This window comes from Agrobacterium vacciniicorymbosi, assembly GCF_040427045.1.
Lineage (GTDB): Bacteria > Pseudomonadota > Alphaproteobacteria > Rhizobiales > Rhizobiaceae > Agrobacterium.
Map to the genome: position 1 here is coordinate 110,220 of NZ_JBETMF010000005.1, position 15,175 is coordinate 125,394.

Sequence of the window (15,175 nt, forward strand, 5' to 3'; positions counted from 1 at the left end):
AATCAAATTTGCATATATTTTAAACGCCAGGATTCCAATTTAAGATTTCAAAAAAAATATTACAAACTTAAACTTTCTCTCTTGCCAGAGCCAAATTCCGGTGCAATTCTGGACAAAAGGCAAAAAGCCACATCGATAAGAATAACTGGGAACATAACTATGCTGGGACCGTCAGGCCATCAGGATACCTTTGCCCGCGACAATCTTCCGCCCTTCGAAGAATGGCCGGAAATAAAGCTCGATGGGTTCGATTACCCCGAGTGGATGAATACAGGCGTCGAGCTGACCGACCGGATGGTCGAGCGCGGTTTCGGCGATCATACCGCCCTCATCGGCAACGGCCGTCGTCGCACCTACAAAGAGCTTGCCGACTGGACGAACCGCATCGCCCGGGCGCTGATCGAGGATTATGGCGTCAAGCCGGGCAACCGCATTCTGATCCGCTCCGCCAACAATCCTGCCATGGTCGCGTGCTGGCTGGCTGCGATGAAGGCAGGTGCGGTCGTCGTCAACACCATGCCCATGCTGCGTGCTGGCGAGATGACCAAGATCATCGACAAGGCCGAAATCACCATCGCGCTCTGCGACACCCGCCTGATGGATGAGCTGGTGATGGCGGCCAAGGAAAGCGACTACCTGACCCAGGTCATCGGTTTCGATGGCACCGCCAACCATGATGCCGAACTGGACCGGGCAGCACTCAACAAGCCGGTTCGGTTCGAAGCGGTCAAAACCGGCCGCGATGACGTCGCTTTGCTCGGCTTCACCTCCGGTTCAACCGGCGTCCCCAAAGCGACGATGCATTTCCACCGCGATATTCTCATCATTGCCGATGCCTACGCAAAGGAAGTGCTGAATGTTCAGCCGGAGGATATCTTCGTCGGCTCGCCACCCTTGGCGTTCACCTTCGGCCTCGGCGGCCTCGCCGTTTTCCCTTTGCGTTTTGGCGCGAGTGCCGCCCTTCTGGAAACGGCCACGCCGCCCAAGATGATCGAGATCATCGAGACTTACAAAGCGACAATCTGTTTTACGGCCCCCACCGCCTATCGCGCAATGATGGCCGCGATGGATGCAGGCGCCGATCTGTCCTCGCTCAGAATTGCCGTTTCCGCCGGAGAAACGCTGCCCGCGCCGGTCTTTGACGAATGGGTGAAGAAGACCGGCAAGCCGATCCTTGATGGCATCGGCGGCACAGAAATGCTGCATATCTTCATCTCCAACCGCCAGGACGATTTCAAACCGGGATGCACCGGCAAGCCGCTGACCGGATATGAGGCGATGGTGGTGGATGCCGACATGAACGAGGTGCCGCGCGGTACGCCCGGCCATCTGGTCGTCAAAGGACCAATCGGCTGCCGTTATCTTGCCGACGACCGCCAGCGGAAATTCGTTCGCAATGGCTGGAACCTGCCGGGCGATACGTTCGTGCAGGATGACGATGGCTATTTCCATTTCGCCGCCCGCTCCGACGACATGATCGTTTCCGCCGGCTACAATATTGCCGGTCCGGAAGTCGAGGCAGCGCTTCTCAAACACGCCGCCGTTTCGGAATGTGCGGTTATCGGCGCTGCCGACGACGCGCGCGGCATGATCGTTGAGGCCCATATCGTGCTTGGGCCGGGATATGAAGCCAGCGATGCGATGGCGAAAGAATTGCAAGAGCATGTGAAGGCCGTCATCGCGCCGTATAAATATCCGCGCTCTGTCGCCTTCACCGATGCCTTGCCGAAAACCGAGTCCGGCAAAATCCAGCGCTTCAGACTGAAGCCCGCTCAGACGATGTAATCGGCTTATATCCAACTTTCGTCATGTTGTGACATTGCAAGTCTTTCCGTGTTTGTGGAAGGTAATGGTTCCACCCGGCAGCCAGCCGGGCAGAGTAGAAAACCAAAAAGGGGAATATCTCAATGAGGAAGATGCTTGTCACCGCCACGATGGCGCTCAGCCTTGGCGTATCCAGCCTGGCCGTGGCCGAACCGCTGAAAATCGGCATGATTACAACGCTTTCGGGCGGCGGTGCGGGTCTCGGCGTCGATACGCGTGACGGCTTCATGCTGGCCATCAAGCAGTCCGGCAACAAGGACGTCACCGTTGTGACGGAAGACGACGCTCAGAAGCCGGAACTCGCCGTCCAGATTGCCGACAAGATGATCCAGAGCGACAATGTCGATGTGCTGACCGGCATCGTCTGGTCGAACCTGTTGATGGCCGTCGTTCCGGGCGCCGTCGCACAGGGCAAGTTCTATGTCTCGACCAATGCCGCACCGGCAGCACTGGCTGGCAAGGGCTGCAACAAACTTTACTTCAACGCCGCATATCAGAACGACAATCTTCACGAAGCCATGGGCCAATATGCCAACAAGGACTTCAAGAAGATGTTCATCCTGGCGCCGAACTATCCGGCAGGCAAGGATTCGCTGGCTGGCTTCAAGCGCTACTACAAGGGTGAGGTGGTTTCCGAGGTCTACACCAAGGTGGGACAGACGGACTATGCCGCCGAAATTGCCCAGATGCGCGCATCCGGTGCCGATGGCATCTTCACGTTCCTTCCCGGCGGCATGGGCATTGCCTTCATGAAGCAGTTTGCACAGTCGGGCGTCAAAATTCCGGTCATGGGCCCCGGCTTCTCCTTCAGCCAGGATGTTCTGCCTGCCATTGGTGATGCGGCCATTGGCGCCAAGGCATCCGGCCAGTGGGTGCCGGATTTCGATACCGAGGTCAGCAAGAAATTCGTTGCCGATTTCCAAAAGGAATATAACCGCCTGCCGTCCATCTATGCCCTTCAGGCTTACGATGCGGCACAGTTGATCTTGTCTGCTGCTGCCAAGGCCAGCGTCAAGGATACAGACGCTTTCCGCGCCGAACTGTTGAAGGCCGATATCAAGTCTCCGCGCGGCAACTTCAAGTTCAACACCAACCAGCATCCGATCCAGGATCTCTACATCACCGAAGTGGTGAAGAAAGACGGCGTGCTGACCAACAAGACGGTTGAGAAAATCTTCTCCGATCACGGTGACGCCTACGCCCAAGACTGCAAGATCTAAGGCCACAGCGTGACCATTGCACTTGCTATCGAACAGTTGCTGAACGGCATCCAGCTCGGCGTCATGTTGTTTCTCATGGCTGCCGGGTTGACGCTGATCTTCGGCGTCATGGGGCTGATCAACCTCGCTCATGGCTCGCTCTACATGGTTGGCGCATTTGCTTGCGCCACCGTCGCCGCCTGGACCGGCTCATTCTGGCTTGGCCTCGTCGCAAGCCTCATCTGTGCGGCAGCGGCTGGTGCGATTGTCGAACTCGCCGTTATCCGGCGACTCTATGACCGGGACCATCTGGATCAGGTTCTGGCCACCTTTGCGCTCATCCTGATCTTTTCGGAAGGCACCCGCTGGATATTCGGATCTTTCCCGCTCTACCTCGATATCCCGCCGCTTCTGCAAGGCGCGGTGACGCTGCCGGGCGATGCGAGCTATCCGGTCTATCGTCTGGCTATCATCGCCGTCGGCGCATTCGTCGCGCTCGGTCTTTACCTCCTCATCGGCAAGACGCGTCTCGGAATGCGCATTCGCGCTGGCGAAAGCGACCGCGAGATGATCGGGGCACTCGGTGTGGATATCCGCACGCTCTACACATTGGTCTTTGCGCTCGGTTCAGCTCTGGCAGGTCTTGCCGGTGCGCTGGTGGGCGCGCTGCAATCGGTGCAGGTCGGCATGGGCGAACCGGTGCTGATCCTCGCCTTCGTCGTGATCGTCATTGGCGGCATCGGCTCCATCAAGGGTGCGCTCTATGGCGCCCTTCTGGTCGGCATCACCGATACGCTGGGACGCCTTTTGCTGCCGCAACTGCTCAGTCTTTTTGTCGATCCGTCGCAGGCAGGCATGATCGGTGGTGCTGCGGCATCCATGCTGATCTATGTCGTCATGGCCATAATTCTGGCTGTCAAACCGCGCGGGCTCTTTCCGCCAGCCCATGCGTGAGGCCCCATGCTGACCCGTGAAAACACAGTCAATCTGCTGCTTGCTGCCTTGCTACTGGCAGCGCCGCTGGCCGCAAACGCGCTCGGCCAACCCTTTTACGTGACACTTGCCACGCGCATCGCCATTCTGGCATTGGCCGCGCTCGGCCTCAACCTAGCGCTCGGCCTTGGAGGCCTCGTATCCTTCGGTCATGCTGCCTTTTTCGGCATCGGTGGATATGCTGCCGGTATTCTCGCAAGCCACGGCTTTTCCGGCGAACCGATGGTCTTCGGCCTGCCCGGCACGGTACAGATGCCGGTCATCTGGATCGTTGCGGCCTGTGCATCCGGTCTGGTCGCATTTTTGATCGGCCTCATCAGCCTTCGCACGACCGGTGTCTACTTCATCATGATCACCCTCGCCTTTGCGCAGATGGTCTATTATTTCGCGATCTCATGGCCTGCCTATGGCGGTGAGGATGGCCTGTCTATTCTGGTGCGCAACCAGCTCCCGGGCATCAACACCATGAAGCCGCTCAGCTTCTTCCTCGTCAGTTACGTGGTGCTGATCGCGGCCATCGGCCTCTTCGCGCTGATCCGCGCGTCCCGCTTCGGGGCAGCCTTGCAGGCGGCCCGACAAAACGAAACCCGCGTTGCGACCGTCGGCATCCATCCCTACCGCATCCGCCTCGTGGGCTTCGTCATTTCGGCTATGATCACCGCTCTGGCTGGCGCGCTTTATGCCGATCTCAACCGCTTCGTCAGCCCCTCAATGCTGTCCTGGCACATGTCAGGTGAATTGATCGTCCTCATCATTCTCGGCGGAACGGGAAGGTTGTTTGGCCCGCTTGCCGGGGCCGCCCTATTCGTGGCCTTCGAATTCGCCTTGGGCGGACTGACAGAACGCTGGCAGTTCTTTCTTGGGCTCATCCTTCTCGGTGTAGTGCTGTTTGCCCGGGGTGGCTTGCTCGGCCTTTTGGCCGGAAAGGCAAAACATGGCTGACGCAGTTCTTCAGATAGACAATCTCGTCAAGAATTTCGGCGCGCTGCGCGCAACGGATGGCGTGACGCTCGATCTTCGCACCGGCGAAATTCACGCGCTGATTGGTCCCAATGGCGCTGGAAAGTCCACGCTCATTCACCAGATTTGCGGCACGCTTAGACAGGATTCCGGCACAATCCGCTTTGCCGGTGAAGATATCGGTGCGCTCAACACCGCTGAGCGCGCACAACGCGGGCTGGGGCGAACATTTCAGGTATCGTCGCTCGCACCGGAATTTTCTGCACTGCGCAACGTCATGTTGGCGGTGCAGGCTAAGCAGGGGACGAGCTTTCGTTTCTTCAAACCGGTCATGCAGGACAAATCGCTGGTCGATCCATCTATGGCGATTCTCGAAAGGGTCGGCCTTGCTGATCGCGCGCGCCTGCCGACCGCCGAACTTTCGCATGGTGAAAGGCGACAGCTGGAAATCGCCATGGCGCTGGCGCTTCAATCAAAAGCCTTCCTGCTCGATGAGCCGATGGCGGGCATGGGGCCGGAAGGGTCGAAAAAGCTGATCGGCTTCCTCGATACGCTGCGTCACGAAGCGCCGATCCTGCTGGTGGAACACGATATGGATGCGGTCTTTGCGCTTGCAGACAGGATTTCCGTTCTCGTTTACGGCAAGGTCATCGCAACGGGCACGGTGGATGAAATCCGCAACAACCCGACAGTCCGCACCGCCTATCTTGGAGATCATGCCTGATGCTGTTGAATGTGCAGGATATCACCACCTATTACGGTGCCAGCCAGGTGCTTTTCGGTGTCGATTTCAGCGTGGCCGAAGGCGAAGTCGTGGCGCTGATGGGCCGCAACGGCATGGGCAAATCGACGACGATCAAGTCGATCTGCAACCTCATGCCGCCGAAGACCGGTCGCATCTCGTTCAGCGGTAAAGGAACCGACCGTCTCGCGCCCTACAAGGTCGCGCGTCTGGGCGTCGGCCTTGTGCCGGAGGGGCGGCGTTGTTTCCCCAATCTATCCGTCCACGAAAATCTGGTCGCGGCAGCGAGACCCGGCCCATGGACATTGGAAAAGGTCAATGCGCTTTTCCCGCGCCTACAGGAGCGCCATGCCCAGATGGCCAAATCGCTATCCGGCGGCGAACAGCAGATGCTGGCCATCGGCCGCGCCTTGATGACCAATCCGCTGCTTCTCATCCTCGATGAAGCGACAGAAGGCCTCGCCCCCGTCATCCGGCAGGATATCTGGCGGGCGATACGCCAGCTCAAAGCCGAAGGCCTGTCCATTCTCGTGGTGGACAAGACACTAACTGAACTTCTGCCCGTTGCCGACCGCTGCGTCATTCTTGAAAACGGACGAAGCGTCTGGCAGGGAACGAGCGGCGATCTGGCCGCCGATGTTCAGGATCGCTATCTCGGCGTCTGACGGTGAGCCTTTGTTTTGTTGAGCCGACAAAGCTATTCGTGCCCCCACTCTTGAATGAGGCCCTCCCCCACCCCATTCATCTATAGCGGACATGGATTTCTGTTTTCCGTGTAGGAGTGTCAAATGGCAACGAGAACATGGAATGCGAGCCGGGCAGCTGAGGGTGCCTCCGACGAATTCATCGATAGCGCACAGCGACTTCGCCGCTTGAAGCGTCTGTCCGGCATTGCCCGTCTTATGGATACGGCAATCGGCATCCCCGGCACCCGCATTCGCTTTGGTGCAGATTCCATCATGGGTCTGGTGCCTCTCATCGGAGATGGTGCTGGCGCGCTTGTCGGTCTTTACATCGTCAACGAAGCCCGTCGGCTTGGCGTGCCGCGCGAAAAACTCATCCGCATGCTCGGCAATGTCGCTGCAGATTCGGTCATCGGCAGTTTCCCGCTCGTCGGCGACGTGTTCGATGTCTATTTCAAGTCGCACCGCCGAAACGTCCACATGATCCTGGATCATTTCGGCATCGACCGCGATGAGCTGAAGAGAAAGCGATAGCCGCAGTTTCAGCGGAAATGGGCTCACACGGACGCTCGTAAAAACCAGTGTGAGGAGTGTAGACGCCGTGATATGGGTTGGCGTTCACCGAAAGCATTTCCTTATGAATGAAACAGACAACCTGCCGCCGACACCTGCCAACATCGCCGATTTACCGCATCTTGCCGAAGCGCTGGATGACGATCGGTTCCGGCAGTTTCTCGACCATGTTCCATTCGCAGTGGCGGTTGCGGAGTTTGGCAAGGAAGAGCTTATCGTTTACGGCAACATCGAATTCGAGCGCCTGACGGATCTGACCGCCGAAACCATTCAAGGCAAGCCGTGGTCGATCCTTCCTTCAAGCGCACCACTGGTTGACGGGCCTGAGCTTTCCGATGCCCTGCTGGAAAATGAGGAATATCTCGGTGCGTTCACCATCAAAACGGAAGAGGCGACCCGTGTCGTCGACGTCTGGTCGAACACGATTGTCGACGACTCCGAAAAGCCGCTGTTCCGGCTGCTGGCCATGTCTGCACGCGACAGGGCCGACGTCACCGCTGTCTTGAGCGAGACAGTCGCCGAAAAGGACGTGTTGCTGAAGGAACTGCAACACCGCGTAAAGAACAATCTCCAGATGATCACCGCGCTGATCCGTATGGAAGCCCGCAATGTTCAAAGCGAGGAAGAAAGCGCACAGTTTGGCAGATTGGCAGGCCGCATCGACGCACTTTCGATCCTGTATAAATCCCTATATGGCGGCAAGGAAACCGAGACTGTCGATCTGGGCATTTATGTCAGCCAGATCGCGTCTTCGGTCATGGCCGCTCACGCCGTCGAGGGAATTCGGCTGGAACTGAAGATCGATACATGGCCGGTGTCGGTCAACGTGGCTATGCCCGTCGGTCTCGTCATCAACGAGCTTATGACCAATGCGCTGAAACACGCATTCGTCGGTCGCGATGGCGGCCTGATCGGCGTCCGTTGCACTGTGGATGACGAAGGCTGCAAGATCATCGTCACGGATGACGGTGTAGGACTTTCTGACGCAGCGGATTGGCCTAAGCGCGGTAAACTGAGCGCCATGATTGTTGAGTCGGTGCGGCGAAACGCCAAAGCAGAAATTGATGTAGAATCCGAGCTCGGTCACGGCATGAAGGTGACGATTGCGTTCAAGCGCATTAATGCAGTAGAAGCATGAATTGAAGGGAAACTAGCCTTTAAATTTTGCCTTACGAGTCGCGATTCGGGAAAAACAGAGCATTGTTGAAATATCCACCAGATGCACTTTGCGAACGATACTTTGAGTTTTCCTACGCCTTTCGATGCAAACACTTAAAATCTTAGTAAATCCGTCAATAAAAATAAAATAGTTTATCGGATGCAAAATAATTTTCTGAGTTCAGTCGATTTCATGCGTTATTCCTGATAAGCTCATCACAATCAGCATGTGGCGAGTTCCATTGTTTAAATCACCCAGCACCAACCATTACCTGACTCAAAAACAGCATTTTCAGCACCTTCAATTCATCTGTCGTATCGCTCTTCCCGTTGGCGTCGCGGTGAGCGGAGCGTGGCTGGTGGTTTTTGTGCTGATGCAGCACTGGCCACTGGTAATGATCGAAGGATTGTTGTGCGCCATCATATTTGCGGGATGGATAGCAGCAAAACGGGGACACATATCCTCCGGCATGCTGGTCTCTCAAGTCGCATGCGTTTTATTCATTGTCTGCTTTTCATTGCTCTTTGATGTGCCTGATGATTCAGTCCCTAGAGTTTCGCATATTTACCTGTTGATCATCGCCTTGGCTGGCTTCGCGAATCTTCAGCTGGACCCAACGCGCCTTCAGCTTGGAATAATCATTACATCCATTCTGGGCTTCATACTATTTTCAGCAAGCCCGATGCGATTTAGCTTCGCAACACCATTGCCGGATGAAATTCGAACGATTACGGCCTGGGCCCACGCGGCGATTGCGAGTGCCGTATTGTGCGGCGGCATCCTGCTTCTGCAGCGAAAGCTCGGTCCCGATAGCAGGCTTGTCCGCGAGTTGCGCACAGCAGTCGCCAAGGAGCAGCTCGAACTGTTCTTTCAGCCACAAGTCGATCGTTCCGGTCGTCTGATTGGTGCGGAAGCGCTGCTCAGATGGAAGCATCCACGCCTTGGCTATGTCGCGCCAGATAATTTTATTCCATTGGCGGAACGCGCCGGTCTCATGCCCGAGGTGGGTGGCTGGGTTCTGAGCAAGGGGATTGAAACCCTGTCCAAGTGGGCCACGAAGGATGAGACAAAAGACATTGTTCTGGCGATCAATGTCAGCCCGGATCAGTTCTTCCAGGAAAATTTCGTAGCGAATGTCATGTCGGCGCTCGAAGCATCCGCGGTTGCGCCAAGGTCGCTGAAACTGGAACTGACCGAGACGATGTTCGTGTCCGAGGTCAACGAACTCATAGACAAGATCAAGGCCCTGAAAGACAAGGGCATCGGCATTGCGCTCGATGATTTCGGTACGGGCTACTCGTCTTTGAGCTATTTGCGCCAGCTTCCCCTTCAGCAGTTGAAGATCGATCGCAGCTTCGTGCGTGCGACAACGACCGAACGGGGGGCATTGATGGCGCGAAACATATGCCAGATGGGGCATGATCTGGGTCTGGACATTCTCGCCGAAGGCATCGAAACCGAAGAGCAATTGCGCTTCATGACCGAATGCGGCTGCAGCGCCTTTCAAGGCTATTATTTCGGGCGACCAATTGCTTTGGAAGCGTTTGAAACTCGTTTCCTCGCTTGAGCGAAAAACGCGCCGCGCCAGCAGCAATCATCTGCTGCCGCAGCGATATTGATTAGGCACCTGGAATACGTGCGATCACTTTGATCTCGAAATCGAAACCAGCGAGCCATGTTACTCCGACTGCAGTCCAGTTCGGATAAGGCGGCTCCCCGATGAAGGTTTTGCGCACGTCCATGACCGTTTCGAGCTGCGCCTCGGGATCGGTGTGGAACGTCGTAACATCCACGATATCATCAAGCGTGCAGCCGGCAGCGGCCAGAACGGCCTTCAAATTGGTGAAGGCCTGCTCCACCTGCTTGCGGAAGTCTTTCTCTGCCGAACCATCAGCAAGGCTGCCGACCTGACCGGAAACGAAGAGCAGATCGCCGGAGCGGATGGCGGCGGAGTATCCATGCTTTTCATAGAGTGCGTGGCGGTTCTCGGGAAAAATAGCCTGTCTATTTGTCATCATTTTCTCCTTGATATCGGTTTCGCTTTCAAGCGAGGTCGAGCTTTGATATACGTCACGTATGCCAAATAATAACATACGTGGCGTATGTCAACTTACATACGCCACGTATGCCTTTTATTGGAATTGAGAATGGCCGGAAAAACGCGTTCAGAAATGATAATGGAAACGAGGCGCAAGCTCATTTCAGCAGCGCGTAAGACCTTTGCGGAAAAAGGATTTGCAGGCGCCTCCATGGACGATCTGACCGGATCCGTTGGCCTAACGCGCGGAGCACTCTATCATCACTTCGGAGACAAGACCGGATTGCTCCAGGCCGTTGTCGATGAAATTGACGGAGAATTGGCAGCGAGGGCGCAGGCCCAAGGAATGCGTGAGAAAAATGACTGGGACGCTCTGATGGCGGAAGGCATCGCCTATATCGAGATGGCGCTGGAAGGCGAGGTTCAGCGCATCGTGCTTCTGGATGGACCAGCCGTCCTCGGTGACCCCTCCAAATGGCCAAGCCAGAACAGCTGTCTGAAAGCGACAATGGAGAAGATGGAGGCTTTGATTGCCGATGGCACCGTCAGGCCGGTGGACCCGGAAGCTGCCTCGCGCTTGCTGAATGGTGCCGCCCTTAACGCGGCCCTGTGGGTTGCCGCCAGTGACGAGCCACAGGCCGTGCTGCCCAAAGCGCTTGATGCATTTCGAGCCTTGGCAAGCGGAATGCTTACGCAGCCTTAAGCCGCGCTTGGCGCACTCTTTCTCAAGGCGAGATACTCCCAGACTGCGACCAGTAGAAGGACGCTTACGGCGGAGATTTGCAGAGCGTAAAGCGGCATGCCTTGCAAAAGCAGCAACACGGCAAGCACAGCGATACCGACGAAATGCGATACCGGGCGAATGTGGGAAGACGCGATCTTCACCCCGATATTTCCTGCCAGAAAAAGGATCGGCCCTCCAACAATCGCCAGCGCCTCACGCAGTGTGGAATGCTCATGGCTATGCGACAGGCTGAAATCTTCACCTACAGCCGTGAGGATGATGCCGGCCACGATTGGCAAATGACCGTAGTTGAAGAGGTTCTGCGCAATCTTTTCCGGCTCTGCGGTTTCCTCAGCCTTTTCAGACACCTTTTCCTGCCCGTGATGGAAATAAATCCACCACATCAAAACCGTGCTGGCAAAGGCCGAGCAAAACACGACGAAGGTCAGGCTGGAATTCATATAATCGGTTGCGGTGCGACCGGTGGTGAGGATCGTTTCGCCCAGGCAGATGATGACGAACAGCGCGCAACGTTCCGCCAGATGCTCTCCCGAAAGATGCAGCCTTTCATCCTTGCCGGTCTTTAGTCCCGGGAAATAATACTTCGTCACTGGCCCTAGATACTCGATACCGATGGCGACGGCCCAAAATCCGATTTGCCAGAAAAGAGTGCCCGACAGACCGCCTGCGATCCAGAAGATGCTGGAGATACCAAGCCACAAGGCCATTCGCGCAAAGGTTAGCGAGTTTTCGTGATCCACGCCTTTGAAAACATAAAGGGCGAAAAGCGAACGCATGATCTGCATACCGCTATAAATCACCGCAAAGATAAGGCTCTGTTCCTGAAAAGCTTTCGGCAAGGCTATGGCAAGCAAAACCCCTGTAAACATCATTGAAAACAGGAAAAGGCGGACAAGCCCGGCCTCGGTATTCAGGAGATTTGTGAGCCAGGTGATCTGAATCCAGAGCCACCAGAGCGCAAGGATAAGAAGTGCTGCTTCCAGAAGGGCCGTCGAACCGAAATCCTTAGCCAAGGTGTGGGACAACTGAATGAGCGCAAATACAAATACGAGATCAAAAAACAATTCAGGAAATGTCGGCTTTCCCGCTTCGGCATCGTCCTGCCGGATAAGGCGCCATTTCGGATCGGTTTTCGCGCCCTGATCCGCAGGAGAATTCTTCATACTGGCATTGCCCTCAGCACTGGCCGCTTCATATTTCGGGTAAGCTTCTTATCGAGACGCGATTTCAGACCTGGCTTCTTCCCGCAGGAGAGCTTGCGCACGACCGAGGAGTTCAACTTCATTGGAATTATCAGCAAAGAACCGAGGCCCCACAAGACGAACCTGTTTTCCGCTGACATCAACAATGTAGCGCGGATCCTTGGCAACAGGCTGCGTGTTCTCGTGCTTCATGCTTGTCTGCTTTATATCCAGGCTGCTGACTTCAATATCCTGAGCCACAGCGGCGGTAACAAAACACAGAGCAACGCCCACGGCGGCACCAACGGCAACCCGTCTCATCAATAATCTCCTGAATGTATTGAGCTTTATGCCTCAACAACATCGAAGATCGTCTTTTGGTTCCATGTGGATTTGTGGGACGACAAACCACGCGAAAAATCGTGTGGTTTGTCGTCTAGCCAATAGATTCAGCGACCCTTGGCTTTACGCCATTCCGCAAATTCCTGACGCGGCGCGTCGCTTGTTGCGGGATAGAGGCCAATGATGGTGGCTCCACCCAAAACCTTTTCGGTGACGAAGTCCTCATAGGCAGTCATTTCAACGGTTTCATCAGCAATTTCATCGGCAATTGCAGCTGGAATGACGATAACGCCCTCATCATCACCAACAATGACATCTCCCGGCCACACGGCGACATCGCCGCAGCCAATCGGCACATTGATGTCGATGGCCTGATTGAGCGTCAGATTAGTGGGGGCAGACGGCCTGTTGTGATAGGCGCGGATGTCAAGATCGGCAATTTCAGGGCTATCCCGAAAGCCGCCATCCGTCACGACGCCCACAGCGCCGCGCACCATCAAACGCGAAACCAGAATGGACCCAGCGGATGCTGCCCGAGCATCCTTGCGGCTATCCATCACCAGAACCTGTCCAGCCGGGCAGGCTTCGACAGCTGCGCGCTGCGGATGTTCAGGGTTTTGAAAAACGCTCAGCGGGTTTAAATCTTCCCGGGCCGGAATATAGCGCAGCGTAAACGCCTGCCCGACCATGTTTCGTTTTTTTGCAGAAAGCGGTCGCACATCCTGAATGAACTGGTTGCGCAGTCCGCGCTTGAAAAGCGCCGTGGCAATGGTCGGTGTCGCCACGCCCATCAGCTTCTGGCGGGTGGCGTCGCTCAAAACGTAATCTGTCATCGATCTTATCCCTATCAATAAATATCGGGTTCGGCAGCGGTCTTGCCAAAGCCCGTTTCCAGAAAATCGAAATCCGCGCCCGTATCGGCCTGCGCAACGTGGCGCGCGAACATCCAGCCATAACCACGGCCAATCTTGTCGGCTGGCTGGACCCAGTCGGCACGACGGCGGGCAAGCTCATCTTCGTCTACCAGCATGTCGATGGTGCGCGCCTCAAGATCGATCTTGACGATATCGCCATTGCGCAACAGCGCCAGAGGTCCGCCAACATGGGACTCCGGCGAGACGTGCAGAATGCAGGCGCCGTAACTGGTGCCGCTCATGCGTGCGTCGGACAGGCGAAGCATATCGCGATGCCCCTGTTTCAACAGCGCTTTTGGAATGGGCAGCATGCCCCATTCCGGCATACCCGGCCCACCCTGCGGCCCCGCACCCCTCAAGACCATGACATGATCCGGCGTGATATCGAGATTTTCATCATCCACCGCAGCCTTCATCTCCGGATATGTGTCGAAGACGAGTGCCGGGCCCTGGTGCTTGTGAAATCTGGGATCGCAGGCGGCCGGTTTGATGACGGCGCCATTCGGCGCGAGATTGCCCTTCAGAACGGCCAGAGACCCTTCGTGATAAACGGGATTATCCAGCGAGCGAATGACATCATCATTGAAGCATTCCGCTCCCTTCAGCGTCTCACCCAGCGACAGTCCGGAAACGGTCAGCGCCGTCTGATCGAGCCTATCGCCCAGCTTGGCCATGAGGGCGCGCAGACCGCCCGCATAATAGAAATCCTCCATCAGATAGGTTTTGCCGGTGGGCCGGATATTGGCGAGCACGGGCGTAGTCCGTCCCGCGCGATCCAGATCCTCCAGCGTCAGCTTAATGCCTGCACGGCGCGCCATCGCCAGTAGGTGCACCACGGCATTGGTGGAACAGCCCGTGGCCATCGCAACGGCTACGGCGTTGTTCACGGCGGCTTGCGTGAGGATCTGGTTTGGCGTCAGGTCTTCCCACACCATCTCGACAATGCGCCTGCCGCAGGCTGACGACATGCGAATGTGGTTAGCATCAGCCGCCGGAATGGAGCTGGCACCCGGCAGCGTCAGCCCCAGCGCCTCGGCGATCGCCGTCATGGTGCTGGCGGTGCCCATGGTCATACAGTGACCGTAAGAACGGGCGATGCCAGCCTCTACCTCGACCCATTCATTTTCTGTCAGATTTCCAGCCCGGCGCTCATCCCAATATTTCCATGCGTCGGAACCGGAACCGAGGGGCTTTCCCTGATAGTTCCCACGCAACATCGGCCCAGCCGGAAGATAAATCATGGGCAAGCCCATGCTGATCGCCCCCATCACAAGACCCGGCGTGGTCTTGTCGCAGCCACCCATCAGCACCGCGCCATCGACAGGGTGGGAACGCAGAAGCTCCTCCGCCTCCATCGCCAACATATTGCGATATAGCATGGTGGTCGGTTTCACGTAGCTTTCCGAAAGCGACAGGGCTGGCAGTTCCAAGGGAAAGCCGCCCGCCTGCAAAATGCCGCGCTTCACATCTTCCACGCGATGTTTGAAATGCGCGTGGCAAGGATTTGCATCCGACCAGGTGTTGAGAATGGCGATGATGGGTTTGCCCGTCCATTCTTCAAGCGCATAACCCATCTGCATGGTTCGAGACCGGTGACCGGAACTTCTCAAATCATCCGGCGCGAACCACCGTGCGCTGCGCAGCATGTCTGCTGTTTTTTTCTTTTCCATGATGCCTGCTCTGTAACTCCTCATAGGAACAGCTGGCCTTAGCCAGCGAAGTCCCCCTGCCCTCCTCAAGACGTAAATGCATTGAAGCACTAAAACATCAGTGCATCAATGGTGAAATTGTGATTTAATGGTTCTAAGGTAAAGCCTTGGAA

The 15,175-nt window shown here is 56.3% G+C and carries 15 protein-coding genes; 10 read left to right on the top strand and 5 right to left on the bottom strand.

Going from position 1 to position 15,175, the window contains the following annotated elements:
- Window positions 1-159 precede the first annotated feature (159 nt).
- The 9 genes from ABUK73_RS09770 to ABUK73_RS09810 all read left to right on the top strand — a co-directional run bounded on the left by ABUK73_RS09770 (window position 160) and on the right by ABUK73_RS09810 (window position 9,700).
- Window positions 160-1,785, top strand: coding sequence for an AMP-binding protein (locus ABUK73_RS09770; protein WP_353577110.1), 1,626 nt, complete (start codon window positions 160-162; stop codon window positions 1,783-1,785).
- A 122-nt stretch (window positions 1,786-1,907) separates the two neighbouring features.
- Window positions 1,908-3,044, top strand: coding sequence for an ABC transporter substrate-binding protein (locus ABUK73_RS09775; RefSeq protein ID WP_353577111.1), 1,137 nt, complete (start codon window positions 1,908-1,910; stop codon window positions 3,042-3,044).
- 9 nt (window positions 3,045-3,053) lie between these two features.
- Window positions 3,054-3,977 carry a branched-chain amino acid ABC transporter permease gene (locus ABUK73_RS09780; protein ID WP_353577112.1) on the top strand — a complete coding sequence of 308 codons (924 nt, stop codon included), beginning with the start codon at window positions 3,054-3,056 and terminating at the stop codon, window positions 3,975-3,977.
- Between the two features lie 6 nt (window positions 3,978-3,983).
- Window positions 3,984-4,958: a branched-chain amino acid ABC transporter permease gene (locus tag ABUK73_RS09785; RefSeq protein WP_353577113.1), complete on the top strand. Its 975-nt coding sequence runs from the start codon at window positions 3,984-3,986 to the stop codon at window positions 4,956-4,958.
- Window positions 4,951-5,700: an ABC transporter ATP-binding protein gene (locus ABUK73_RS09790; protein WP_353577114.1), complete on the top strand. Its 750-nt coding sequence runs from the start codon at window positions 4,951-4,953 to the stop codon at window positions 5,698-5,700. Before ABUK73_RS09785 ends, ABUK73_RS09790 begins: the two co-directional genes overlap by 8 nt.
- The gene (locus tag ABUK73_RS09795) at window positions 5,700-6,383 is read left to right on the top strand and encodes an ABC transporter ATP-binding protein (RefSeq protein WP_454892351.1); all 684 of its coding nucleotides are present in this window, start codon (window positions 5,700-5,702) and stop codon (window positions 6,381-6,383) included. Before ABUK73_RS09790 ends, ABUK73_RS09795 begins: the two co-directional genes overlap by 1 nt.
- 123 nt (window positions 6,384-6,506) lie before the next feature.
- Window positions 6,507-6,935 carry a DUF4112 domain-containing protein gene (locus ABUK73_RS09800; protein ID WP_353577115.1) on the top strand — a complete coding sequence of 143 codons (429 nt, stop codon included), beginning with the start codon at window positions 6,507-6,509 and terminating at the stop codon, window positions 6,933-6,935.
- Window positions 6,936-7,038: 103 nt separating this feature from the next.
- A complete protein-coding gene (locus ABUK73_RS09805) occupies window positions 7,039-8,112 on the top strand; it encodes a sensor histidine kinase (protein WP_353577116.1) in 1,074 nt (357 codons plus the stop codon).
- Between the two features lie 703 nt (window positions 8,113-8,815).
- Window positions 8,816-9,700 (top strand): putative bifunctional diguanylate cyclase/phosphodiesterase, encoded by an 885-nt coding sequence (locus ABUK73_RS09810; RefSeq protein ID WP_353577117.1) that lies wholly within the window; start codon window positions 8,816-8,818, stop codon window positions 9,698-9,700.
- Between the two features lie 52 nt (window positions 9,701-9,752).
- Here ABUK73_RS09810 and ABUK73_RS09815 read toward each other — a convergent pair whose 3' ends face one another.
- Window positions 9,753-10,148, bottom strand: coding sequence for a RidA family protein (locus tag ABUK73_RS09815; RefSeq protein ID WP_353577118.1), 396 nt, complete (start codon window positions 10,146-10,148; stop codon window positions 9,753-9,755).
- Window positions 10,149-10,310: 162 nt separating this feature from the next.
- Between ABUK73_RS09815 and ABUK73_RS09820 the strand changes: the two genes are divergently transcribed.
- Entirely contained in the window at window positions 10,311-10,874 is a 564-nt protein-coding gene (locus tag ABUK73_RS09820; protein WP_454892352.1) for a TetR/AcrR family transcriptional regulator, read from the top strand.
- Here the strand turns inward: ABUK73_RS09820 and ABUK73_RS09825 are convergent.
- The 4 genes from ABUK73_RS09825 to araD all read right to left on the bottom strand — a co-directional run bounded on the left by ABUK73_RS09825 (window position 10,871) and on the right by araD (window position 15,023).
- Window positions 10,871-12,079: a low temperature requirement protein A gene (locus tag ABUK73_RS09825; protein WP_353577120.1), complete on the bottom strand. Its 1,209-nt coding sequence runs from the start codon at window positions 12,077-12,079 to the stop codon at window positions 10,871-10,873. The genes ABUK73_RS09820 and ABUK73_RS09825 overlap by 4 nt on opposite strands.
- 48 nt (window positions 12,080-12,127) lie before the next feature.
- Window positions 12,128-12,418 (bottom strand): hypothetical protein, encoded by a 291-nt coding sequence (locus ABUK73_RS09830; RefSeq protein ID WP_353577121.1) that lies wholly within the window; start codon window positions 12,416-12,418, stop codon window positions 12,128-12,130.
- Between the two features lie 128 nt (window positions 12,419-12,546).
- A complete protein-coding gene (locus ABUK73_RS09835; protein WP_113086637.1) occupies window positions 12,547-13,272 on the bottom strand; it encodes a ribonuclease activity regulator RraA in 726 nt (241 codons plus the stop codon).
- Window positions 13,273-13,286: 14 nt separating this feature from the next.
- On the bottom strand, window positions 13,287-15,023 hold the full coding sequence (gene araD / locus ABUK73_RS09840; RefSeq protein ID WP_353577122.1) for an L-arabinonate dehydratase: 1,737 nt from the start codon (window positions 15,021-15,023) through the stop codon (window positions 13,287-13,289).
- Window positions 15,024-15,175 lie beyond the last annotated feature (152 nt).